General features: G+C 45.3%; 21 protein-coding genes and 1 pseudogene. 3 read left to right on the top strand and 19 right to left on the bottom strand.

Annotated elements, in window-relative coordinates; genetic code table 11:
* Positions 1-724: hypothetical protein (locus NHH16_RS13840; RefSeq protein WP_330643539.1), on the bottom strand; the 724-nt coding region annotated here is incomplete at its 3' end.
* 128 nt (positions 725-852) lie between these two features.
* Between NHH16_RS13840 and tnpA the strand changes: the two genes are divergently transcribed.
* Entirely contained in the window at positions 853-1,134 is a 282-nt protein-coding gene (tnpA, locus tag NHH16_RS15790) for an IS200/IS605 family transposase (protein WP_416389395.1), read from the top strand.
* Between the two features lie 67 nt (positions 1,135-1,201).
* Here tnpA and NHH16_RS13830 read toward each other — a convergent pair.
* Positions 1,202-1,548, bottom strand: a pseudogene (locus tag NHH16_RS13830) (MobA/MobL family protein); the annotation flags it as partial.
* Between the two features lie 85 nt (positions 1,549-1,633).
* Here NHH16_RS13830 and NHH16_RS13825 point away from each other — a divergent pair.
* The gene (locus NHH16_RS13825; protein ID WP_262070201.1) at positions 1,634-2,263 is read left to right on the top strand and encodes a DUF3267 domain-containing protein; all 630 of its coding nucleotides are present in this window, start codon (positions 1,634-1,636) and stop codon (positions 2,261-2,263) included.
* A gap of 8 nt (positions 2,264-2,271) precedes the next feature.
* Here NHH16_RS13825 and NHH16_RS13820 read toward each other — a convergent pair whose 3' ends face one another.
* The 13 genes from NHH16_RS13820 to msrB all read right to left on the bottom strand — a co-directional run bounded on the left by NHH16_RS13820 (position 2,272) and on the right by msrB (position 18,003).
* Positions 2,272-2,763 (bottom strand): substrate-binding domain-containing protein, encoded by a 492-nt coding sequence (locus tag NHH16_RS13820; protein ID WP_262070200.1) that lies wholly within the window; start codon positions 2,761-2,763, stop codon positions 2,272-2,274.
* 88 nt (positions 2,764-2,851) lie between these two features.
* A complete protein-coding gene (gene araA / locus NHH16_RS13815; protein WP_262070199.1) occupies positions 2,852-4,348 on the bottom strand; it encodes an L-arabinose isomerase in 1,497 nt (498 codons plus the stop codon).
* A gap of 5 nt (positions 4,349-4,353) precedes the next feature.
* Positions 4,354-5,052: an L-ribulose-5-phosphate 4-epimerase gene (locus NHH16_RS13810; RefSeq protein ID WP_262070198.1), complete on the bottom strand. Its 699-nt coding sequence runs from the start codon at positions 5,050-5,052 to the stop codon at positions 4,354-4,356.
* A 13-nt stretch (positions 5,053-5,065) separates the two neighbouring features.
* On the bottom strand, positions 5,066-6,664 hold the full coding sequence (locus tag NHH16_RS13805) for a xylulokinase (RefSeq protein ID WP_262070197.1): 1,599 nt from the start codon (positions 6,662-6,664) through the stop codon (positions 5,066-5,068).
* Between the two features lie 110 nt (positions 6,665-6,774).
* Positions 6,775-7,806 (bottom strand): ABC transporter permease subunit, encoded by a 1,032-nt coding sequence (locus NHH16_RS13800; RefSeq protein ID WP_262070196.1) that lies wholly within the window; start codon positions 7,804-7,806, stop codon positions 6,775-6,777.
* A complete protein-coding gene (locus NHH16_RS13795; protein ID WP_262070195.1) occupies positions 7,803-8,858 on the bottom strand; it encodes an ABC transporter permease in 1,056 nt (351 codons plus the stop codon). Before NHH16_RS13795 ends, NHH16_RS13800 begins: the two co-directional genes overlap by 4 nt.
* Positions 8,858-10,369 carry a sugar ABC transporter ATP-binding protein gene (locus NHH16_RS13790; protein ID WP_262070194.1) on the bottom strand — a complete coding sequence of 504 codons (1,512 nt, stop codon included), beginning with the start codon at positions 10,367-10,369 and terminating at the stop codon, positions 8,858-8,860. Before NHH16_RS13790 ends, NHH16_RS13795 begins: the two co-directional genes overlap by 1 nt.
* Before the next feature lie 100 nt (positions 10,370-10,469).
* Positions 10,470-11,432, bottom strand: coding sequence for an ABC transporter substrate-binding protein (locus NHH16_RS13785; RefSeq protein WP_416389396.1), 963 nt, complete (start codon positions 11,430-11,432; stop codon positions 10,470-10,472).
* A 200-nt stretch (positions 11,433-11,632) separates the two neighbouring features.
* Positions 11,633-13,105 (bottom strand): sensor histidine kinase, encoded by a 1,473-nt coding sequence (locus NHH16_RS13780; protein WP_262070192.1) that lies wholly within the window; start codon positions 13,103-13,105, stop codon positions 11,633-11,635.
* A gap of 2 nt (positions 13,106-13,107) precedes the next feature.
* Positions 13,108-14,718 carry a response regulator transcription factor gene (locus tag NHH16_RS13775; protein WP_262070191.1) on the bottom strand — a complete coding sequence of 537 codons (1,611 nt, stop codon included), beginning with the start codon at positions 14,716-14,718 and terminating at the stop codon, positions 13,108-13,110.
* A 9-nt stretch (positions 14,719-14,727) separates the two neighbouring features.
* The gene (gene uraA / locus NHH16_RS13770) at positions 14,728-15,996 is read right to left on the bottom strand and encodes a uracil permease (protein ID WP_262070190.1); all 1,269 of its coding nucleotides are present in this window, start codon (positions 15,994-15,996) and stop codon (positions 14,728-14,730) included.
* A gap of 27 nt (positions 15,997-16,023) precedes the next feature.
* Positions 16,024-16,995, bottom strand: a complete 972-nt coding sequence (locus tag NHH16_RS13765) for a Gfo/Idh/MocA family protein (protein ID WP_262070189.1) — start codon at positions 16,993-16,995, stop codon at positions 16,024-16,026.
* Between the two features lie 54 nt (positions 16,996-17,049).
* Positions 17,050-18,003, bottom strand: a complete 954-nt coding sequence (gene msrB / locus NHH16_RS13760; RefSeq protein WP_262070188.1) for a peptide-methionine (R)-S-oxide reductase MsrB — start codon at positions 18,001-18,003, stop codon at positions 17,050-17,052.
* Between the two features lie 184 nt (positions 18,004-18,187).
* Between msrB and NHH16_RS13755 the strand changes: the two genes are divergently transcribed.
* Positions 18,188-18,790, top strand: coding sequence for an FILTED domain-containing surface protein (locus tag NHH16_RS13755; RefSeq protein WP_262070187.1), 603 nt, complete (start codon positions 18,188-18,190; stop codon positions 18,788-18,790).
* A gap of 54 nt (positions 18,791-18,844) precedes the next feature.
* Here NHH16_RS13755 and NHH16_RS13750 read toward each other — a convergent pair whose 3' ends face one another.
* The 4 genes from NHH16_RS13750 to NHH16_RS13735 all read right to left on the bottom strand — a co-directional run bounded on the left by NHH16_RS13750 (position 18,845) and on the right by NHH16_RS13735 (position 23,094).
* Positions 18,845-19,162 (bottom strand): hypothetical protein, encoded by a 318-nt coding sequence (locus tag NHH16_RS13750; protein WP_262070186.1) that lies wholly within the window; start codon positions 19,160-19,162, stop codon positions 18,845-18,847.
* A gap of 12 nt (positions 19,163-19,174) precedes the next feature.
* A complete protein-coding gene (locus tag NHH16_RS13745) occupies positions 19,175-19,564 on the bottom strand; it encodes a hypothetical protein (RefSeq protein ID WP_262070185.1) in 390 nt (129 codons plus the stop codon).
* Between the two features lie 66 nt (positions 19,565-19,630).
* Complete coding sequence (locus NHH16_RS13740; protein ID WP_262070184.1) at positions 19,631-21,355, bottom strand: ABC transporter ATP-binding protein; 1,725 nt, start codon at positions 21,353-21,355, stop codon at positions 19,631-19,633.
* On the bottom strand, positions 21,352-23,094 hold the full coding sequence (locus tag NHH16_RS13735) for an ABC transporter ATP-binding protein (RefSeq protein ID WP_262070183.1): 1,743 nt from the start codon (positions 23,092-23,094) through the stop codon (positions 21,352-21,354). The genes NHH16_RS13740 and NHH16_RS13735 overlap by 4 nt, the downstream gene beginning before the upstream one ends.
* Between the last annotated feature and the right edge of the window lie 43 nt (positions 23,095-23,137).

Here is a 23,137-nt window from a genome sequence, read left to right as displayed (position 1 = left end):
AAATATCACCAGTGGATACTATGGTTGCAAGATTGTTAATCCCAAAATCAATGGCTGCCACTCTTTCGCCGGTACAGACTTCTAGTACTGGAAATTCTAGTACAATGCCAAGCTTATAAGAATCGTAACACCGAGAAACCTGAACCATCTTTAGCTTGGCATCTAATGGCAAACTTGCCAGAAGATAGTGTCCTTTCTTCTTAGGGAACTTAAGGTTAGCGCCTTCGGTGCAATCTTCCTTGGCGTAAAGAACACAGTCCTGATTTGTAAAAGGATAGGAGCAGAACTCTCCCTTCTTATATCTTGGCATCTGCGGCTCTCCTAAATATTTATGGGAATTATTCCCGTAGTCCTTCTTAGCTGCTAACCAGTTATTAAAATCCGTAACAGCTTGCTTAACTACCGCCTGCGCACTTTGCATGGGAAGTCCTGCAAAGAAATCTGGATTCTCGGTTACTCGCATTAACTTCTCAAGGAAGGTATAAGTAAGTACAGACTTAGGCTTTTGCAGATGGGGATAACGACTTAAGACTTGCCTGATTTCTTCTGCTACAAACTCTTCATTTTCTGAAAGAACTTCTTTCCTTCTGCCGGTGAAGTTTTGTCGTATACGAAACAAAGACGCATTATAAAGACTCTTAGCAAGAAATCCTAAGTCTTCAAGGTAAGTATATAGTTCTGGTTCTTTCCTCTTAGATATTAATATTTGCTTTGATTTATACATATGGTTGAACCTCTTGATACCTCTTTGTTTCTATAATATAATTATACTACTAACAAAAGCGGACGTAAAGAAGAAAAAGAACAGATGTTCGAAAAAGATAATCAACCTTATTACGCGTATCGGCACTCGTGTTTTCTTCTTCAATATCATCTTGTTCTGTTTACAATATCTTAGAACTAAACGGAGAGGCAGACCATCTACATCTACTTTTTGAAGCGACTCCAGGGATGGCGCCGACTGAATTTGTAAATGTGCTAAAGACCAAGACAGCAAGATTTACCAGACGAGATTTTCCTACGGAAGTCGGGAGGTTTTACTGGAAGCCATACTTTGGGTCGCGTAGCTATTTTGTTGCTACTGTTAGCGAACAAAGTCTTTCTTTGGTACAAGAACATATAAAAAATCAGTAGCATTCACCCACGCCCATGCAAGTTTTATGGACGTGGTACTCTGCTTAACTTTATAGATTTTGCCACCCTGCTCAAAGGGGCGCATTGTCAGCATGATATGGGCGTGGGGATTGCCGCCGCCCGTGTCAGTTCTATGGGCAAGGCCAATTCGATTTCCCGCGCAAGCTGTGAGTTTTTCGCCTTTTCGATTTTCTCCACGGCGTTCCACAAAACGGCTCGGTCTGAATACTCGGCGGGGGCATTTTCTGGCAGTAAAATCTCGGTGTGGACAATGCCACCCTTGCGTGTGTAGTCATGGGTTACTCCGTCATATTCATTCGTGATGGTTTCACCCGCCCGGTATGCCGCCGCCGCAACCGCCGACTTGCCTTTGCCCCGAGATACGATTTTGATGCGGCAATGGTAGATTGCTATAGGCCGCTCCTTTCCGTTTTGGTTGAATATGTGGTGGCAGGGGTGCTATAATCTGATAATGAGGTTTTGGGATATAAGATGATATATGATTAAGTTGGGCTGGGAATATATGACAAGGAAAGAAAAACAAGAACAGGCGCGCAGGGAAAAAACAAGTCGTTATCATGCACTATGTTCCAAGATGGAGGCTGACGGATACCGTGCTGTTGATGCGATTTATTCTTCTGAACGCGCTTCTGTTTTGGGGCTATTCTGTGCCGTGCCGGTTGCCATAGTCATGGGCGTCGGCTATTGGCTCTTTGCAAGTGGCAGTTTAGGCAATATGTCATATGAAGTATTTGTTTTTGTGGCGGCGTTTTTCATTTCTATTCCTGTTCATGAAGTTCTGCATGGTGTTGGATGGTGCATCGCTGGCAAGGTGAAGTGGAGCCATATCCATATAACCATAGATAGCAATATGCCGCTGTGCCACTGCGATGTGCCATTAAAGGGTACGCAATACTTGGTGGGCTGTTTGTTCCCTGTTGTAGTTTTAGGTTTTATCCCGGCGGCACTTTCATTTGTTTTTTCCAAGACAAGCGTTATTCTATTTGCCACTTTAAGCGTTATCATTGCGGGCGGAGATTTGTTGCTTTCATTGAGAGCTACCAAGCATTTGAATGATATGATTATCGACCACCCTACGCAAGCGGGCTTTGTGGTTTTCATCAAATAGTCATTTCGTCATACTTCTAAGCAAAGAGCCAATGACCGCCGTTTCCATTTGTGCCGACAGGCACAAAACGCCGCCGGCAGGCCGCACGATACCACATTCATGTGGTATATAAGTGCGCCCTTGCCTTTTGTGTTGGTGTCCACTACGATAATAGGGATATCGTTCTCTTGGCAGAGCTTAATCGCCGGTTTCACTCCGCGCAAATTAACGGGATTAAGAAAAAGCAAATCAATCCCCTCTTCAATCATGTCCGCAATCTGCTCGTTTTGCTTATCCTGATCTTGCAAAGGATTGCGGGTAATCAGGATATCACCATTGCCCTCGATCACTTCCTTAATACTCTCGTTTAAGGCGGGAAAATACGGATTATTCATGGTCATATAAGTAGCTCCGAAAAGATACTGTTTTTTCTTTGTTTCGCCTGCTGCTTCCCTAGAAAAGTAAAACCCGGCCGCTAGAGCGACGATGATAAAAATCACCGCAAATATTCTTTTCTTCATCTCATCACCTGGGTAAAGTATAGCAAAAAAGAAAAGCCTTGCACAACCCTCTTCTTTAAAAGGGACGGCAAGGCTTCACAATTAATGCTTATTTATACGCGATTTCATTCCATCTAAGCGTGTTCTTGAAATCTCTGATATTTGTATCTTTATCGATATAGACAGCTTCAATTCCCATATACTCAGCCCAGTCACCCATCTGCTCGCTGGTCAAATCATAAGAGAAAGCGGTATGGTGAGCACCACCGGCGAGAATCCATGCTTCTGCGCCTACCTTTAGGTTTGGCTGGGGTGTCCAGAACGCGCTAGCTACTGGCAGATTTGGCATCTCCTGATCCAATTTCTTGCAATCCACATCGTTGATAATCAAGCGGAAGCGATTTCCAAGGTCGATGAGAGAAGTGGCTACCCCAGGACCTGTCTTCGAAGTAAAGACCAGTCTTGCAGGATCTTCTCTATCACCCATTGATAAGAACTTCTCCTTAATGGCAATCGGACCATCGGCAACACTTGGACACACCTCAAGCATGTGTGACTGCAAGATCCCTTCTTTACCGGGAACAAAGTTATAGGTGTAATCTTCCATAAAGGAGGTTCCCTTAGCATCTTTCTTGCCCTCAGTCATGAGCTTCATGAGGCGCACCATCGCCGCTGTCTTCCAGTCGCCTTCACCGCCGAAGCCGTAGCCTTTTTCCATCAGTCTTTGAATTGCCAGACCAGGCAGTTGCTTAAGAGCACCAAGGTCACCAAAGTGAGTGACAATCGCTTGGTAGTTCTTCTCTTCTAAGAAGCGTTCAAAGCCTAACTCAATCTGGGCCTGAACGGCTACGTGATCCCGAAATTCTTTTTCGTCACGACCTTCTAAGAGGATTTCGTACTTATCGTAGTATTCTTCCACAAGAGCATTGGTATCCGCTGCCGATACAGCCGCTACTGACTGCTCGATTTCATTAACTGGGTAAGCGTCGATTTCCCAACCGAATTTAATTTGGGCTTCTACTTTATCCCCTTCGGTAACGGCTACATTGCGCATATTATCGGCAATTCTCATCACTCGAATATGGCTACTTTCGTTAACGCCAATAGCCGTACGCATCCAACCAGCAATTTCTTCCTGAACCCCTTTATCTGCCCAGTAGCCAACGATTACCTTCCGGAACTTGTGGAGACGGCTAAAGACGTGACCGTATTCCCGACCACCGTGAGCGCTTTGGTTGGTATTCATAAAGTCCATATCGATGGCCTCGTAAGGAATCTCCTCGTTAAACTGGGTATGTAAATGAAGTAATGGCTTACGTAGCTCTTGCAAGCCGATAATCCATGATTTTGCTGGTGAGAACGTGTGCATCCAAGTAATCACTCCAGCACAAGTATCGTCATCATTCGCTTCGTTAAAGGTCTTTCTAATTACTTCGTTGGTAATCATCGTCGGTTTTAACACGATTTCGTAAGCAAACGCGCCTGAGGCATTAAAAGCGTCAACCATTTTTTGTGAATGCTCGGCTACTTCTTTTAAAGTCGCTTCTCCGTACAAGTCTTGAGAGCCTGTGCAAAACCAAAATTTGTAATCTTTCTGTCTAATCATAATGTTTATCCTTTCTGACCATAGTACGCATTCGCACCATGTTTTCTAAAGTAATGCTTATCCTGCAACACCTGTGGTGCCGGTGTGTTTTCGGGATTAATCATCTCACATCTAGCCGCCATCTTGGCTACTTCGTCTAAAACCACTGCGTTATGAACCGCGTCAGCAGCGTCTTTTCCCCAAGTAAAGGGACCGTGGTTCTTACAAAGCACCGCTGGGGTAGCGATAGGATCGATATCTCTTTTCTTAAATTCTTCCGCAATCAATACCCCGGTATTCTCTTCATAGCCGGCTTCTATCTCCTCTGCCGTTAGATTGCGAACGCAAGGTACGGCGCCGTAGATATAGTCCGCATGAGTGGTGCCGTAGCACGGAATATCTCTTCCCGCCTGAGCCCAACTAGTCGCCCATGCCGAATGAGTATGTACAATTCCGCCGATGTTGGCAAACTCCCGATATAGGACAGCGTGAGTAGCCGTATCTGATGAGGGGTTATAAGCGCCCTCTACTTTATTTCCTTCTAAGTCGCAGACCACCATATCCTCTGGCTTTAGCTTGTCGTATTCAACGCCGCTTGGCTTGATGACAAATAGCCCTTTCTCCTGATCAATGGCACTAACATTTCCCCAAGTAAAGGTCACTAGCCCATACTTTGGGAGAAGCATGTTGGCTGCGTACACTTCTTGCTTTAGTTGTTCTAACATATGATTTTCCCCCTCACCTTAGACTATCTACTGCTGCTCTTTCGATGGCTAGTCCTTCCGTATAGCGCTCTAGGAAGCCATCAAAGGCTTTCACGTCTCTAGTTTCCGGTGCGAGAATATCTCCTTTTTCGCCGGCAAAGACCTTTTCTCCTAGATAGTCAGCTAAGGATTCACCTGCTTCTTTATTGATTAAATAGGAGGCGAGAATAGCAATTCCCCAAGCACCGCCTTCACCAGCAGTCTCCATTAAGGCAACTGGGGTGTTAATGGCTCCGGCCATAATTCTTTGACCGACTACTGGGGTTTTAAAGAAACCGCCGTGTCCCATCATAACTTCTAGTTTAACGCCTTCATTTTTAAGCAATATATCCATCCCTGTCTTAAGAGCACCTAAAGAGGTGAACAGATGGGTCTTCATAAAGTTAGCTAAATTAAATTTGCTATCAGGCTTTTTCACAAATAGCGGTCTACCAGCTTCAAACTCGGTAATGTGTTCACCGGAAAAATAATTGTAGGCAAGTAGTCCGCCTAAATCATCGTCCCCTTCTAGAGCCTTATTGTAAAGATTGCCAAAGAGCTTGTTCATATCTACTTCGATGCCAAAGCTTTCGGCAAACTCTTTAAAAAGGTTTACCCAGGCATTTAAATCCGAGGTACCGTTGTTGCAGTGAACCATGGCTACCGCTTCTCCGCTAGGAGTGGTTACTAAATCGATTTCTTCATACGCTCTTGATAAGGCTTTCTCCAATACCACCATGGCAAACACACTGGTGCCGGCGGAGACATTTCCGGTGCGGACAGCCACCGCATTGGTCGCGGCCATACCGGTGCCCGCATCCCCTTCTGGAGGACACAGAGGAATTCCGGCGGCAAGCCTTCCTGTAGGATCTAGAAGCTTTGCGCCGGCTTCGGTTAGTTTACCAGCATCTTCGCCGGCGACTAACACCTTGGGCATCAACTCTTCCACCTTCCAGCTATATCCGCTTTCTTTCGCCAGGGAATTAAAATCAGAAACCATGGTTTCGTCATAATCACAGATTTTTGAATCGATAGGGAACATTCCTGAGGCATCACCGATACCTAAGACCTTTTCCCCGGTTAACTGCCAGTGTACGTATCCTGCCAAGGTGGTAAAGAAATCCACGTCTTTTACGTGAGACTCTTGGTTAAGAATAGCCTGATACAAGTGGGCAACGCTCCATCTCTGAGGGATATGAAAATTAAAGAGCTTGGACAAAACCGCCGATGCGGGTTCGGTCATGGTGTTACGCCACGTTCTAAAAGGTACCAATAACTCGTCTTGGTCGTTAAATGGTATGTATCCATGCATCATCGCACTGATGCCAATGGAACCAATTTTCGTTAACTCGATACCGTATTTTTCTTTTACATCTGTTGCCATTTGGAGATAACTGGCTTGTAAACCCTCTTGAACCGTTTTCAGATCATACGTCCAGATTCCGTCTACCAGCTGATTTTCCCAGTCGTAACCGCCTGTTGCTAGCACTTCTCCACTGGCTTCTATCAAGACGGCCTTAATTCTTGTCGAACCGAACTCAATCCCCAGGGAAGTATTGCCATTTTCGATGGCAGCTTTTAAAACTTCACTCATTAGTCTGTCTCCTTTATTCTTCTTTAAAATTATGCGTCAGTGCCTTAAGTATAACTGAATTGATAATAGTAATCAACCGCACAACTACTGAATAGTTGTACGGTTGCGGGTTATTTTCTCTTCTCTTTTAACGAAGCAAAAATACTCTGAAGAATAATGAAAAATGCTAGTAAGGCGGCAATGGCAATTCGCACCCACCAAGAGGATAACGTCCCCTGGAAAGTGATAAAAGTCTCGATGGTTCCTTTAATCAGAACGCCGAATAGGCTACCGAAAACATTTCCCACACCACCGGTTAATAAGGTACCGCCGATAACTGCACTAGAAATCGCATCCATCTCGAGACCTTTGGCCTGTTCAACGAAGCCGGCACAAGTATTTAGACAGAATAGGAAGCCGCCAAGGGAGGCTAATAAACCGTTTAGAACGTAAGCGTATAACTTGGTACGACGCACGTTAAGTCCCATCATAAGCGCCGATTGCTCATTCCCGCCTACGGCGTAAAGAGAACGGCCAAACTTAGTGTACTTTAGCATTAAAAAAATAATAACCAGTACGAGAAAGGCGATTACCACACTAGGATAGATATACGGATACATAACCTCACCCCGGCGGTTCACTCTCCCAAATAGAGGAATGACAATTTTATACTTCGCCCAGCTTAAAAACATCTCGTTCTTAATACTTATCATATCTTGAGAAATCATGGCGGTTAGTCCTCTGGCAAAGAACATGCCCGCTAGGGTTACAATAAAGGGCTGAATCTTAAGATAGGACACCAGAAAGCCTTGGAAGAGACCAAATACTAGGCCAAACCCTAGGACGATTAACGTCGCCGGAATTGCTCCCACATCCTTTCTCTCCATCATCCAGGCCAGCATCATACACACCACTGCGACCACGGAACCGACGGAGATATCAATGCCACCAGTAATCATAATCACCGTCATACCAGCAGCAATTACAATTAAGCCAGCATTAGAAATTAATAGATTAATAAATACTTGCGGCTTAGCAAAGCCCTTGTCGGCAAAAAGAAGACAACCTATTACGTACATCACGATAAAGAGAGCGATGGTAATCATTAACAAAAAGCCGGTTCCCTCTAAGATACTCTTTCTTCCCTTTTTCTTATTCATCATGCCACCTCACTTTCTACTACTTTTTTAGTGGCGAACTTCTTTTTGAACCACTTTCTCAGTTCTTCTGATTGCAAAGAGACGATGATAACAACGACAATCGCCTTATAGACAGGAATCTGGTCCGCCGATACGCCCATGGCGTAAAGAGTCGTCGTCAGAGCCTGAATCGTATAGGCGCCAATTACACTTCCCATTAGGAAAAACTTACCGCCGCCCAAGCTATTACCACCAAGAGCAACTGCTAAAATAGCGTCTAATTCCATATTAAGTCCCACATTGTTGGCATCCGCCGAATAGATTCGCGAGCTAGCTACTAGTCCAGCGATCCCCGCACAGAGACCACAAAAGGCATAGGTTAAGAAGATGATTAGAGAGGACTTAATCCCCACTAGTCGTGAAGCTTTCGGGTTGATACCAACAGCTTCAATATATAGTCCTAGCGACGTTCGTTTTAAAAGTATGTAGGCTAGAATCACCACTGCTAAAGAGACAAAGAAAGGTACTGGTAAAGGCAAGCCACTAATGGAGCCACCTAGGACTTTATACTCAGGTACCCGGATATAGGTAATCTGACCGTTGGTGATGAGCTGGGCAATCCCGCGACCAGCAGTAAACAAAATAAGGGTTGCCACCATCGGCTGAATTCGCAGCTTGGCAACGAGAAAGCCATTCCAGGCACCACAGATTGCTCCTAAAACAAGAGCAATCACCACACCTAATACGTAAGGGTTGGCATATTCATTTACTGAGACTTGACCGCCCGATAGGATAAAGCAGCAAATCGCCGCTGCCACTGCCATAATTGCACCAACAGAGATATCGGTACCAGCAGAGGAAGAAACTACAAGAGTCATCCCTACCGCTAAAATCACTAATTCGCTACCGCGATTGATAACGTCAATGACATAACCATAAAGAGTGCCATCTTTTACTGTAATCTTAAAAAAATCCGGCTGCCTTAAGAGGTTGGCAAGGAGAACGATTGCCAAGCATACAAGGGGCATAAACAAGCGATGACCGGTAATTCTTCTTACTAAACTTTTATCTTTCATTATCTGTCACCTCCTGCAATTGCTTTCATAATCGCTTCTTGGCTCAGTTCGTCTTCCTCTAACTCGCCGACCTTCTGTCCATCGCGAAGAACCGCCATGCGGTTACACGTTCTCAGCATCTCCTCGATTTCCGAGGAGATAAAGATTACGGATTTGCCTTCATCTGCTAACTGTAAGACTAATTTCTGAATCTCCGTCTTCGTTCCCACGTCAATCCCTCTTGTGGGCTCATCTAAAATAATAAAATCCGGATTAGTAAGTAGCCACCGGGCCAAAATCACCTTTTGCTGATTACCACCGCTTAATTGCTTAATCGGGGTCTCTCTATTAGCCGTTTTAATCTGAAGAAGTTCAATATATTTATCGGTGAACTCTTCCTGTTCTTTGGTGCTCATCCGCTTAAACATTCCTCGCTTTGCTTGTAAAGCGATAATGATGTTTTCTCTAACAGATAAGTCGGCAATAATTCCTTCGGCCTTGCGATCCTCCGGTAAATAAGCCATTCCCCGCATCATTGCCTCGCGAGGGCTCTTAATATGTACCTTTTCGTCGTTTACGAAAAGCTCGCCGGTATCCGGCTTATCGGCCCCGTAGATAACCCGGGCAAGCTCCGAGCGTCCCGAGCCAAGAAGTCCCGTTAAGCCGATAACTTCACCTTTATTAATCTGGAGAGAGTAGGGCTTAATGGTCCCCCGTCTGCCTAATTCCTTGGCTTCAATAAGCACTTCTGCCTTCGTCTTCGAGACGCCTTCTGGTTTGATTTTGGCCAGATCGTCAAAATCCTTACCCATCATCTTCGCTACCAACTCTAAGCGGGGAAGCTTGGCCGTCTCATACTCGCCCACCAGCTCGCCATTTCGCAAGACGGTAATGCGGTCTGTCACCTCATACACCTGCTCTAAAAAATGGGTGACAAAAATGATCCCTACTCCTTGTTTCTGGAGCTTGCGCATTAAAGTAAAGAGCTTCTCCACTTCGCCGTCATCAAGAGACGAGGTAGGCTCATCGAGAATCAACACGGCCGCTGACATATCCACCGCTCTGGCAATCGCCACCATTTGCTGGATTGCCACCGAATAATTCTCTACCGCCTTTTTCGGGTCAATATCTATATCTAGACTTTCTAACAAAGCCTTTGCGTTCTTATTCATCGTCTTCCAATCGATTCCCCCAAATTTCTTTGGTTCCCGGCCGATATAGAGATTTTCCGCAACGGATAGATTGGGACATAAGTTAACTTCTTGGTATACTGTACTAATTCCGCATTTCTGCGCTTCTTCGGGAGATTTATTGACAATGGCACACTCGCACCCTGCCATTCTAATCTCACCGGTCTCAAATTCCTCCACTCCCGTTAAAACCTTAATTAAAGTGGACTTCCCCGCTCCATTTTCTCCCATCAGGGCATGTATCTCGCCTTTTCTCAAAGTGAAATCCACCTTTGAAAGGGCGCGAACGCCGGGGAAATTCTTGTTTATGTTTCGCATGGTCAGGACAACATTATTCTCCATCCTACATCTTCCTTTCCGCTTTTAGCCAGAATTCCCTGGATGTTAAAAAGGTGCGGAGTTAACTCCCTTTCGGTTTATCAACTCCACACCTTAAAATCACCTAGTATGCACGTGTTTTAACGATTTCCTCAAGGTCCATAGATGTGTCAAATAACTCTTCATCTACATATTGAATCTTATCAACTTCTTCGCCTGCTTCTAGCTTCTGAATAATCTCCGCTACACGTGGTCCGTGAAGTGGGTTACACTCAACTGCACAGTTCAAATCACCAGCGATCATGGCATCGAAAGCCGCTTTAACAGCATCGAAAGAGATAATGGTGATGTCGCCGTCTGGTCCACAAGTCTTACCTGCTGCCTTAATCGCATCAATTGCACCAAAAGCCATGTTGTCGTTCTCGGCGATAACCACATCAATATCATCGTATTTCTTTAGGAAAGACTCCATAACTTCCTGGCCTTTTGCCTGAGTAAACTCACCTGTTTGGAGTTCTAACATATTCCAGTTATCATTTTCTGCTAACACGTTAGCAAATCCTTCGGTACGGCCTACTTGTGCAGAAGCCCCAATGGTTCCCTGAAGAGTAACCATGTTGATTTCTTCGCCGTCCATACCTTTTTCTTTCAAGTAATCTTCTAGCCAATGGCCGCCGTCTTCACCTTCTTTGATAAAGTTTCCACCTACCCAGCATTCGTATAAGCTTTCGTCAGAAACATCCATTTGTCTATCAGAAAGAATAACTGGGATGCCTTCAGCTTTTGCTTCTTCAAGCACTGTCTCCCAACCGGTCTCTACAACAGGAGCAACAACGATATAGTCAACGCCTTGTTGAATGAAAGAACGGATTGCTTTGATTTGGTTTTCTTGTTTTTGCTGAGCGTCATCAAAAATCAACTCATAACCGTTTTCTTTGGTAAAGGTACTCTTAAAGGATTCGGTATTGGCGGTCCGCCAGTCAGACTCGGCACCTACTTGCGCATAACCTACGGTAATCAAATCGCTATCCCCACTGTCGCTGGCATCGCCGCTATCCCCATTATCGGCTTTCTGAGAACAACCCATAACCATAACGCCAACCATTGCTGCTACTAACATAATACTAAGTAACCTTTTTTTCATTTTGATCCTCCTCTTTTAACTTCTGTTTTTTTATTTCTGAAGTCAGCTTAACAAAAGCAAAAAGAAAAGGAAACGGACGATCCTCTTCTTTTTGTTTTCTTTTTTATGAACTTTTTATGAACGGTAAGAAATGGTACGATTTTTTACGAAATCGGTGTGATTTTATCCGCTGCAATGATTACTACCGCGCTAGTCCCCACTCCTTTTTCGCTTTCGAAGAACACCCCATACTCCTCACCACAATAATACTTTATGCGGCGATTTACATTGTAGATGCCGTATCCGGAGCTTCCGGATTGGCGTTCGTTAACCAAGCGATTTCTCGTACTTTGTAGCTCTTCCTCGGTCATTCCCACGCCATTATCGATAATCTTAAGCAGGATATTCTGCCCTTTTTTTACTGCCTCCACCCGGATCAACCCTTTTCCCCGCTTGTTCTTAATCCCGTGGTAAAGAGCGTTTTCTACCAGCGGCTGCAAGGTCAGCTTAGGAATCCGGTACTCTAAGACCTCTGGGCTTGCTTCTATTTCAAAATCTAGAATATCCTGATAGCGGACCTCTTGAATTTTAAGATAGCTCTCCACATGCTTAAGCTCTTCATTGATACTGATATAATCGGAGCCACCGCTTAGGGTCGTGCGGAAGAACTGGGATAAAAGAGTCACCACCTTCACCACCTGCTCGCTTTTCTTTTCCTCTGCCATCCACACGATGGTATCGAGAGTATTGTACAAAAAGTGCGGATTGATTTGGGCTTGCAATAGCTTACTCTCCGTCAAACGCAGATTCGCCTGTTCGGCTTTGATGTTTTCGATTAGGTCCCCGATTTCCTGGGTCATATCGTTAAATGAGTTTGTCAGAACCGCTATCTCATCCTCAGCGGGTACCTCGGTTCTGGCGGTAAAATCACCTTTAGCCACCTTGCCCGCCATCTTACTTAGTTTCTTAATCGGGGTAGTCACGCTACGAATGGCAAATACAGAAAGGGATATGCTTGCCACTAGCACAATCGCTACCGTAATCACACAGACGGTGATGGCGTTTTGCTCCTGGCGCACCACATCATCCCGGACGTTCGCGAGGCTTTCACTCTCCAAATAGATATAATCCTGTAGCGTTTCATTGATAATGTCGGTTAAGGACTCAATATCATCATTGAGAATTCTTTTATTGTCTTCGAACTTCCCACCTATTTGTAGGTTTTCGTCGATGATACTCACCCTTTTTTCCAGGGAATCTAGGGTCTTAATCATCCGCTCCGCCCGCTTTTGATTGGTCGAAATAGTCGCCAAATCCGACATTTCATAACAGGCCCCTCGTAGTTCTTCGATAAACTCATAGGGATCCACAATCTCTACCGTCCCAAAGGTTCGCCCCACCTCAAGCTTATCGAATTCCCGGCCGGCGTAGATGGCGTAGTACATGGTATAGTCTATTTTGTCCTTAGCCGTCTCAGCATAAGCGCTGGCATAACTAATGCTCTTTGTTACCTCATTAAAGGACTGAACCGAAGAAGACAACACAAAGAGTAGATAAGATAGCAGTAGCGCCATCGGCAAAAGCGCCGAGAGGGCAATCAAACCGATTCTTTTATTAAGCGACAACTTCTTCCCCATCTCTATCCTTCCTTGTGCATACGAAATTCCTTCGGGGTAACCCCATTTACTTTCTTAAAGATGTAACTAAAGTAGTGAGAATCTTTATAGCCCACCTCATATCCGATATCACTGGTCTTCATGCTAGTACACAGCAACAACTCCTTAGCCTTCCCCATCCTGGTACTAGTCAGATATTCCACAAAGGTCTGACCCATCTCCTGGCTAAAAATCGAGCTAAAGTAGCTGGGACTCATCCCTACCTTCTTAGCCACCGTGTTAAGAGATATCTCGCCAGTCATATAATGCTGCAAAATGTGCTCCTTAGCCGTCTCGATTACATCGGCGTATTTCCGGTCTGATTTGGCATCTCGCAGGGTGAAGAGGGTTGCAAGAGCGGTGACCAAATTATCTCTGATGTCCGCCTTATCATTCGTATTTTTTAAAATTGCCGAAATATCACTAATCGACTGAATTTCCGCTGGGTCAAGATTAATCTTCTCGGCAAAAGAGGCCATACTAACGTGAATATCCATAATTAGGTATTGGCGCATCACTTCTGATTCCAAATAATTAGGAGATAGGCTCTCTAAGTAGGCCGTAACAAAACTTACCACTTCCTCCTTTGAACCACGACGCAAGAAAGACTCAATTAACTCTCGGCTCTCTTCTACCGAGGCAATCGATGACATTTCGATTTCCGGCTCGCCGGCACTTTCCTCCACATTCCACCGGACAATCTGATTAGGCTTAGCGGTAAAGCGATAAGAGAAGGACTTCTCCGCATCGCGAAAAGCTTGAGGCAGGTCGCTTACTCTAGAGGCCACGCTACCACAACCGCCAAAGTACTTAAAGCTCGGCACCTGGGTCATGGTTTTTTCGATGCTCGTAATAATACTTTTTTGCAATTCTTCCAGTTCTGCCTCCGTATCGGCGCCTAGAATCAAAGCCCAGCCTTCAATACCCCGCTCAAAGTAAAAAGCTCCCGGAAGATTCTGAAAGATTTCTTCAATCAGCACAAACGCTTGAATCATATCCTCTTGCTGGGTATTCCCCATTTCGTAAAACATGATTTTAAAAAGTAAGAAGCTTTGGTAAGCGACGCTTACATCTAAGCCAATGCTTTTTCCTAGGTCCAGCGCTTCCATGGTGCTAAAACGACCAGTAATCAGCTTTCCTAGTACTTCCGTCTTTTGCTTTTCGAAGTTTTCCTGCATCTCTTCTTCGTATTTTCTAAGGAGTTCTTTGTTCTGACTCTCCTTTTGGATCATCTCTCTAATTCCTGCTAAGGACTCTAAGAGCATTTCCGCCGAAACAGGCTTAAGCAGATAATCGGTAACGCCTATGCCAATAGCCGTCTTCGCGTATTCAAAGTCATTGTAGCCACTGAGAATCAGAATCTTTAGCGCCGGAAGCTCTTTCTTAACAGCTGCGCTTAACTCAAGTCCATCCATAAAAGGCATTTTTATATCGGTAATCAAAATATCCGGCTGCCTTTTCAAAATAAGGGGGTAAGCTAACTCGCCATCACCGGCCTCACCCACAAATTCATAGCCTTCCTTTTCCCAGTCTATGCTATTTTTAATGGCATTGCGGATAACCATCTCATCTTCTACCAAAAAAACCTTTATCATTTTGACCTCTTATTCTTCATAATCATTGGTAAGCTTGGCCTTATCGAGAAAGTGGAAAATCAAACTAAGCACCATTCCCACTACGCTTGAAAGCACCATGCCCTTAAGCTCTACATTTCCAAGAGAAATCGCGATTCCTGAAAGTCCGACCACAAAGATAACAGAGGTGAGAATCAGGTTTTGAGACTTGGCGTAGTCCACCTTTGCATCCACAAGAATACGAATACCGGAAGCGCCAATCATACCGTAGAGAAGGAAGGAGATACCACCAATTACTGGGCCGGGAATCGTCTGAATCAGCATCGATAATTTACCGATAAAGGAAGCGCATAAGGACAGGATCGCCGCTCCTGCTATTACCCGCACACTGTAAACTTTGGTAACCGCCATAACGCCGATATTTTCGCCGTAGGTTGTGGTCGGCACCGAACCAATCAGACCCGAGATGGCCGTTGAAAGGTTATCTCCTAAGAGCGACCGATGAAGTCCTGGATCCTTTAAAAGGTCCCGTCCTACAATCTTGCTAGTAACCACTTGATGTCCGATATGCTCTGAGGTGATAACCAGAATAACCGGTAAGATAATCAAAATCGCATCAAGATCAAATTTTGCCATTTGGAATTTCGGTAGCGCAAATAAAGGCGCTGCCGCCACCGCAGAAAAGTCGACAAGACCACACGCAATCGCTGCCACGTAACCCGCCACAACGGCAATCAGAATCGGAATGACCGCAAGGAACTTCCGAAAGAGCACCGAACCAAAGACTGCTACGCCCAGGGTCACTACGAAAACAATGACATTTTTTGTATCAATCGCTTCCCCTTCGCCGACAATTAGACCGGCGGTTGAAGCCGCTGTCCCGGCAAGCTCAAGGCCGATGAGAGCCACTACCGGACCCATGGCCGCCGCTGGAAGGACCACATCAATCCAGGCCGTTCCGAATTTGTATACTACAAACGCTAATACACAACCCACTAGACCAACCACCACAAAGCCGCCCTGGGCGTATTCGTATCCCATCTTATCGATAACAATGGCCGCTGGTCCCAGAAAAGCAAAACTAGAACCTAGATATGCCGGCGCTTTTCCCTTGGTTAAAAAGATAAAGAGAAGCGTTCCCAGACCATTCATAAAGAGGACAATCGCTGGGTTAATGCCTAAGACAAAAGGCACCAAAACCGAAGCCCCAAACATGGCAAACATATGCTGCAAACTGAGGGGAACGAGTAGTCCCAAAGGTACCTTTTCATCCACCTGAATAATTTTTCTTTCTTTCATTTTCGTCTCCTTTTTCCCGTATACTATTTATTCAAAGGGGTATTTAAGGCCCCATTGACCTCTTATTTCATCCATCAGCATCATCACTTTAAGCGTCTCCTGATGGGGGATTTCTACGCACTCTATCTGGCCGCTTTTAATCGCGGCTTTCGCGGCTAGGACTTCGTATTCGTAACCGCTAATCTGCTCTGGCACCGATAGCGTCTGGAGCAATTCTCGTTCGGAATTATATACTTCGATGCAGTCGATATTATTGATATTTTTGGCGATTAGATAGCCCTTTTCCCCGTAAATAATACCGTATTGTTCCGTGGACTCTAGCATGCTTGAATGAAGAATAGCCATTTGTCCCGACCGATATTTTAAAATAATCCCATTGGTCAGATCCACTCCCGTCTCGCTCTTTGTACAGGTAGATATCACTTCTTCGATCTCGTCTACTCCTAAATACATCGCCGCAAACTGCATGGGATAAATTCCCACATCTAGCAGAGCCCCACCGGCTAAAGCTGGGTCATGCATCCGCGGCACCGCCTTTAGGTCGTATCCTAGGTTTGCCGTTACAGAAATCACCTTACCGATTTTTCCCGAATCGATAATCTCCTGCACCATCCTCCTAGAAGGCATATATCTAGTCCAGATTGCTTCTGCTGCAAACACTTGCCTTTCTTTAGCTAGCTCAAGCACCGCGCGAGCCTGAGAGGCATTGGCTGTAAAGGACTTTTCCACTAAGACTGGCTTCCCGTTTTCAATACACAAAATCGCATCTTCATGATGACGAGAATGAGGGGTCGCTACGTAGACTAGCTCGACCTCGGGGTCACCAACTAATTCCTCGTAAGACCCATACGCCTTTTCAAACCCATGCTCTTCTTTAAAGGCTAACGCCTTATCTAGACTTCTCGAAGCGATTGCATAGCTGCTCGCTTCACTCATGCCGTTCAGCGTATCCGCCATCTTTCTGGCAATGCCACCGGCACCTAAAATACCAACTTTCATAAGCGACCTCCGTCTTTTCTATTTATATCCTTTGATATAATATCATATTTCTCGCTACTTCGTCTCTAAAAGAGGAAGATATTTCTCATACCCTTTGGCGGCCATCTCTGCCTTCGGAATAAATTCTAACGCCGCGCTATTAATACAGTACCGCAGGCCCCCTAGCTCTTCCGGTCCATCATTAAAGACGTGGCCTAGATGTGCCCCTGAATTGGCGCTACGAATCTCCGTGCGCTCCCGGCCATAGGATAAATCCTCAAGCTCTTTAAGGTCAGCTTCGGCAATCGGCTTCGAGAAGCTGGGCCAGCCACACCCAGATTCAAATTTATCGGTGGAAACAAAGAGAGGCTTACCGCTAACGATATCCACGTATATCCCTTCCGCAAAATTATCGTAGTACTCATTTTTAAAGGGGGCTTCCGTCGCTCCGTTCTGAGTAACTTCATATTGAATCGGCGTCAGCCTTTCGCGCAGTTCTTCCTTATCCCCGTGACGGTTCTTGATGCTTTCTGCCAGCTCCCGCGCGGCCGCCATCTGTTCCAGAGAAATATGGCAATAACCCGTCGGATTCTTCTCTAAATACCGCTGATGATAACCCTCTGCCGGATAGTAATTCCTAAGAGGAAGAACTTCGATGGCTAAGGGTTCCTTTACGCTCTCACTAAGAAGCACCACCGCCCCTTCTACAATTGCCTTATCACTAGGATCCGTATAGTAGATACCCGTCCGGTACTGCTCACCCACATCATTTCCTTGACGATTTACACTGACAGGATCAATTACGGCAAAATACAAATCTAAAATGGTACTTAGTCCCATTACCTGTTCATCATATTTAAGGCGCACCACCTCGGCAAAGCCGGTATCCCCTTTACACACCTTTGCGTACGTCGGCATCGGTATGCGGCCATTTGCATAGCCAACTTCCGTTTCCCCAATACCGGGCAAGCCTTCAAAATAAGCCTGTCCGCCCCAAAAGCAGCCCATTCCCAAATATATTTCCTTCATATTAACAACCTCCGTTTTCTTTTCACCTCTTTTTACTATAACAAATCTCCGCCGATTTTCCAGTTTTTTCAAAATGTAGCGGTTTTCGGATGGTTTTTTCTCATTCTTGTAACGCTTTTGTAACGTTTTTGTTCTATACTTTAAATAACTCATAGTATGCAGAAATGAAAGGAGGAGAAGGATCATGAAAAAAAGACAAATATCTTATCGCTTAATACTTTTACCACTTCTGATTTTCTCCTTGTTTATCATTCCTGGTTATCACGCAAGGGGAGCCGAAGCTGAACCCGAAATTATAGAAAGCACAACTGAAGATTACGTAATTGCCGATAGCGAAGACGAGGTGGATTTAGAAGATCCCAGCGTTCCTCTCGGTAGTTTTAACGCCACTGATCATTGGAGCCTAATAAATCTCACCTTTGCCATTCTCAGCGTCCTCGGATCAGTGATTTTAATTTCTCGTAGTTACGATTTATTGATCCCTAGCACAAGTCAGGGTGAAGATCACTTTGCTTACCGCTACTCCGAATTAAATGCACCTATAGACTCTGTAGCAAACGATAAAACCCTGCGGCGGTTTACTTTTTTAAGACTGCTAGCCATCATCGTCGGTTGGTTAATGCTCGTCTTGTTTATCTTCGTTGAAGACCTTTCTAGTCCCATGGCTTGGATAAATGACGACACTTGGAAAGCCAGTCTCATCTTTCTCCTCTTTCTCACCTTGGTAAGTCTCCATCTCCTAGAAAATAGAAGAAGGAAGAAAGAACTGGAAAATCAGCAAAAATAAGACCATCACTTTTTAAATCAATAAGTGATGGTCTTTTTGTGTCATGCTTGTGGTTTATTCATAACTGCGGAAAGTGATGATGATTTCTTCCCCTTGTTCTTCCCACTCAGCAAAACAGATATCCTCTTCAAAGTCATAATATAAGCTTTTGTCGAAATTACAGTAACGTTCTTCAAAGCTTGCGGCCTTTTCTTTAGCCACTAGCCAGCCGCCTAAATCTTCACCGTAAACGTTTCCCTTCTCATATTCATGACCTTCTCCCGTATCCATAAAGAACACCTTGTCTTCACTGGCTGCTGCTTCCTGAACCCTCTCAAAGAAATTTAGAAAACGTCTGTCCTGAAGATACGTCTGTTGTCTAATACCTCGCATCCCAATTCCCCCTTACTGTTTGTCAAAATACGCTTTCCCGCTGTCCGGCTTAAAATACGTGCGAATAAAGCCGTCTCCCGACACAAAGACAATCCCACCCGTGCGCTCTAAGTAAAACACTCGGTCACCATCTTCGCTTTCATTCTTCTGAAGCGAATCCGGATCGTTAATTACCGCATTGGCACCATCTAGATACTCGGCTTCGGTTTCGTAATTAAACTCATGCCCATGCTTACGGAAATGCTCGGCAAAAAGCTTATCCGTCCGAAAATAATAGACATTCTCCTTAACATTATTCTTATCTGGGCTGCGACTAGCATCTCTCGTCTGCCAAAAAGTAACGAGACAGGCCAATATTAGAACTAACCCCAAGACAATCCATCTTCTTATTTTTGTACGCATTTTAAATCCCCTTTTATTTTATGATACTTCTTACATTCTGCCGAGGTTACTCCCATTTGTCAAGCTTTATGACTGAGCAAACTGACTGGCGTATAACTGCGCGTAAAAGCCGTTTTTCGCAAGTAGCTCCTCGTGCTTCCCGCTTTCGATAATCTTGCCATCTCGCATCACGAGAATCTTGTCCGCTTCCTTAATCGTCGAGAGACGATGAGCCACCACAAAACTACTGCGTCCTGTCATCAAAAGCTTAAGGGCGTCTTGGACCATTAACTCCGTTCGCGTATCGATAGATGAAGTGGCTTCATCGAGAATCAGCATCGGCGGCCGCACCAGAAATACTCTGGCGATACACAGTAGCTGCTTCTGGCCCGCTGACAGATTGCCGCCGTTCTCGCTAATCACGGTATCATACCCCTTCTCTAGACGCATAATAAAGTTATGAGCGTGAGCGGACTTAGCGGCTTCTTGAATCTCCGCAAGGGTTGCGCTTGGCTTGCCATAGGCGATATTCTCTGCCACTGTCCCCCTCTTAAGCCAAGTTTCCTGAAGCACCATACCAAAATGCTCTCGCAGGCTACCTCTCGTATACGTGCGAATATCCGTCTCATCAACGGTGATTGCCCCGCTATCGATTTCATAAAAGCGCATCAATAGGTTAATCAACGTTGACTTCCCACAACCAGTAGGACCTACTAGCGCTACCCGCTCTCCTGGTTTGGTATTGATATTCATGTGCTCGATAAAAGGTTTTGCTTTGTCATAGGAAAAAGCCACCTCTTTAAAAGCCACAGCGCCTCTCACTGCATCCATCTTCTTAAGTTCCGGCCCCTCGGTAATAATCTCGGTTTCCAAAAAGTCAAAGACACGACCACCACAGGCTAAAGCGTTTTGAAGCTCGGTTATCACTCCGGATATCTCATTAAAAGGCTTGGTATATTGGTATGCGTAATTCATAAAGCTAGCTAAAGCACCTATAGTAATCCCACCACTAAGGCAGACAAAGGCGCCGTAAATGCAAACTCCTGTGGAGACGAGCCCATTAATAAAGCGGGTGCTCGGATTCACTAGGGAAGAGAAAAAAGTTGCCCGCACACTGGTGGTATTTAGGCGCTCATTAATTTCGCCAAAACGCTCTTCAAGCTCTACCTCCCGGTTAAACACTTTCACGAGACCTTGATTGCCTACCATCTCCTGCACCATCCCGGTCATCTCCCCCCGAGCCTCTGCTTGCTGCTTAAAAAGAGAGTACGTCCGCCGAGCGATAAACCCAGCCACGAAGAACGAAAGAGGGGTAAGCACTAGGACAACGAGTGTAATCTGGGGATGAATACTTAGCATAAACAAAATGGTGCCGATAATAGTCAGAATTCCAGTAAAAAACTGGGTGAATCCCATCAACATCCCATCGCTAAACTGATCGATGTCCGTGGTCAGACGACTGATGATATCGCCGGCTGGATGGTCATCCACGTATCCTAGCGGCAGTTTTTGTAAATGAGCAAAGGCCTGACTGCGCATATTACGCACCACATTGTACGTAATGTAGTTAATCGTCAAAGACATGAGCCACTGAGCCAGCGCCGAGATTAAGACCACTACCGCGATTACTATCATAATCTGTCTAAGTCTAGCAAATTTAACAGCCCCTGGACCCACAAGCTGATCCACGCCCTCACCGATTAAAATGGGGGTCAGTAGCGTCGCCACCACGCTGATAACGGCAAATAAAAGCATTAGGAAGAAGCGGAAGCGATAGGGTTTTAATAGTTTCATAACTCGTTTGATCTTCATGATGTAAGCGCCTCCTCTTTTGATAGCTGAGATAGACAAATCTCTCGGTAAATCTGACACGTCGAAAAGAGCTCTTCGTGGGTCCCCTTCCCTACCAGCAGACCATTATCAAGAACCAAAATCTGATCCGCGCTGCGCACCGTACTGACTCTTTGGGAAACCAAAAAGGTGGTCGTCTCGTGGCTATGGTTTTTAATCCCCTGGCGCAGAGCTTTATCGGTAGCAAAATCTAACGCCGAGGCGCTGTCATCGAGAATCACTACTGGCGGGTTACCCACAAAAGCACGGGCGATCGTTAAGCGCTGTCTCTGACCACCGGAAAAATTTTTGCCCTCTGCTTGGACTCGCTCCGCTAGTTGATTTGTTTTTTTCTCAACAAATTCTTTGGCCTGAGCCAGCTTAAGAGCTGCCCAAATCTCTTCATCACTGGCGCCGGGCTTACGCCACTGCATATTGCTCCGAATGGTTCCCGTAAAAAGCACCGCTTTTTGCGGCACCAGACCAATCAAGGCTCGGAGACTGTGATACGTATACTCTTTCACGTTGGTATTGCCTACTAGCACCTGACCGCAATCGACATCGTAGAAGCGTTCAATCAGATTAACGAGGGTGGTCTTTCCCGAACCCGTTCCCCCGATTACACCGATGGTGCTACCTCGCTTTGCCTGAAAGCTAATGTCCTGTAGGGCGGCCTTTGCTTGTCCGTGATAGGTAAAGGAGACGTGATCAAAGGCCACCGCTGCTTCGCTTTTTTCCATCACCGCTTCTGACACCGCTCTTTCGCCCTCCACCATCTTTGGTTTAAGAGCAAAGACTTCACTGACTCTAGCGGCACTAGAAAACGCCCGGGTTACCGAAATAATTAAATTTGCCATAATCAGTAGGGCTAAGAGCACCTGGGTCATGTAATTGGTCAGGGCGATAACCTCTCCTTGCCCAAGCCCGCCGATATTCACTTCGTCAGCACTGGCTATCATAATTACAACGATTCCTAGGTTGGCAAAAGCGTAGGTTAAAGGATTTAAAAGTCCCGAGACCCGTCCGGCCTTTCGCTGAGTTAAAAAAAGTTGATCATTTACCTTGGCGAATTCCTGGTACTCATCCTCTTCTCTGGCAAACGCCCGAACCACCCGGGCCCCGCTGTAGTTCTCACTGGTATGAAGTACTACTTGATCGAGAAACTCCTGGACCTTTTTGTATCTGGGCATCGTCCACTTCATAACAATCGTAATCGTCATCCCGATAAGAGCGAGAGCTATCACAAAGAACATCGTCACCTTAGGACTGATAAAAAAGGCCATAATCGTTGCCCCTACCACCAGGAAGGGCGCGCGCATAAAAAGCCGCAAAAAAAGATTAATACCCGTCTGAATGGTATTAATGTCTCCCGTAATCCGCGTAATTAAGGTCGAAGTACCGGTCCGGTCTAAAGCCTCGTAGTCTAGGGTATTGATATGGTGGTATAGATCTCGGCGCAAGTTAGCACCGACGCCCATCCCCGCTTTCGCCGCAAAGTACTGGGCCGTTAATGAACAAATAAGTCCGACGATCCCGAGAATCACTAGCAGAATTCCTTGATGGAGAATATAGCGGCGGTCGCTGCTCTTAATGCCGATATCGATAATTCTTGCCGTCACTAGGGGTACAAATAGCTCAAAACATGCTTCTAGCATCTTAAACAGCGGCGCAATAATGGTCTCTTTTTCAAAGCCTTTAAAATATTTCAATAATGTTTTCATAAAAAGATTATAACACTTATTCCCTAGTATATGCTATCCTTTA

This window comes from Ohessyouella blattaphilus, assembly GCF_024721265.1.
Classification (GTDB): Bacteria; Bacillota; Clostridia; order Lachnospirales; family Lachnospiraceae; genus Aequitasia; species Aequitasia blattaphilus_A.
The sequence above is the reverse complement of the archived record's forward strand: the minus strand, read 5'-3'. Positions and strand labels throughout refer to the sequence as shown.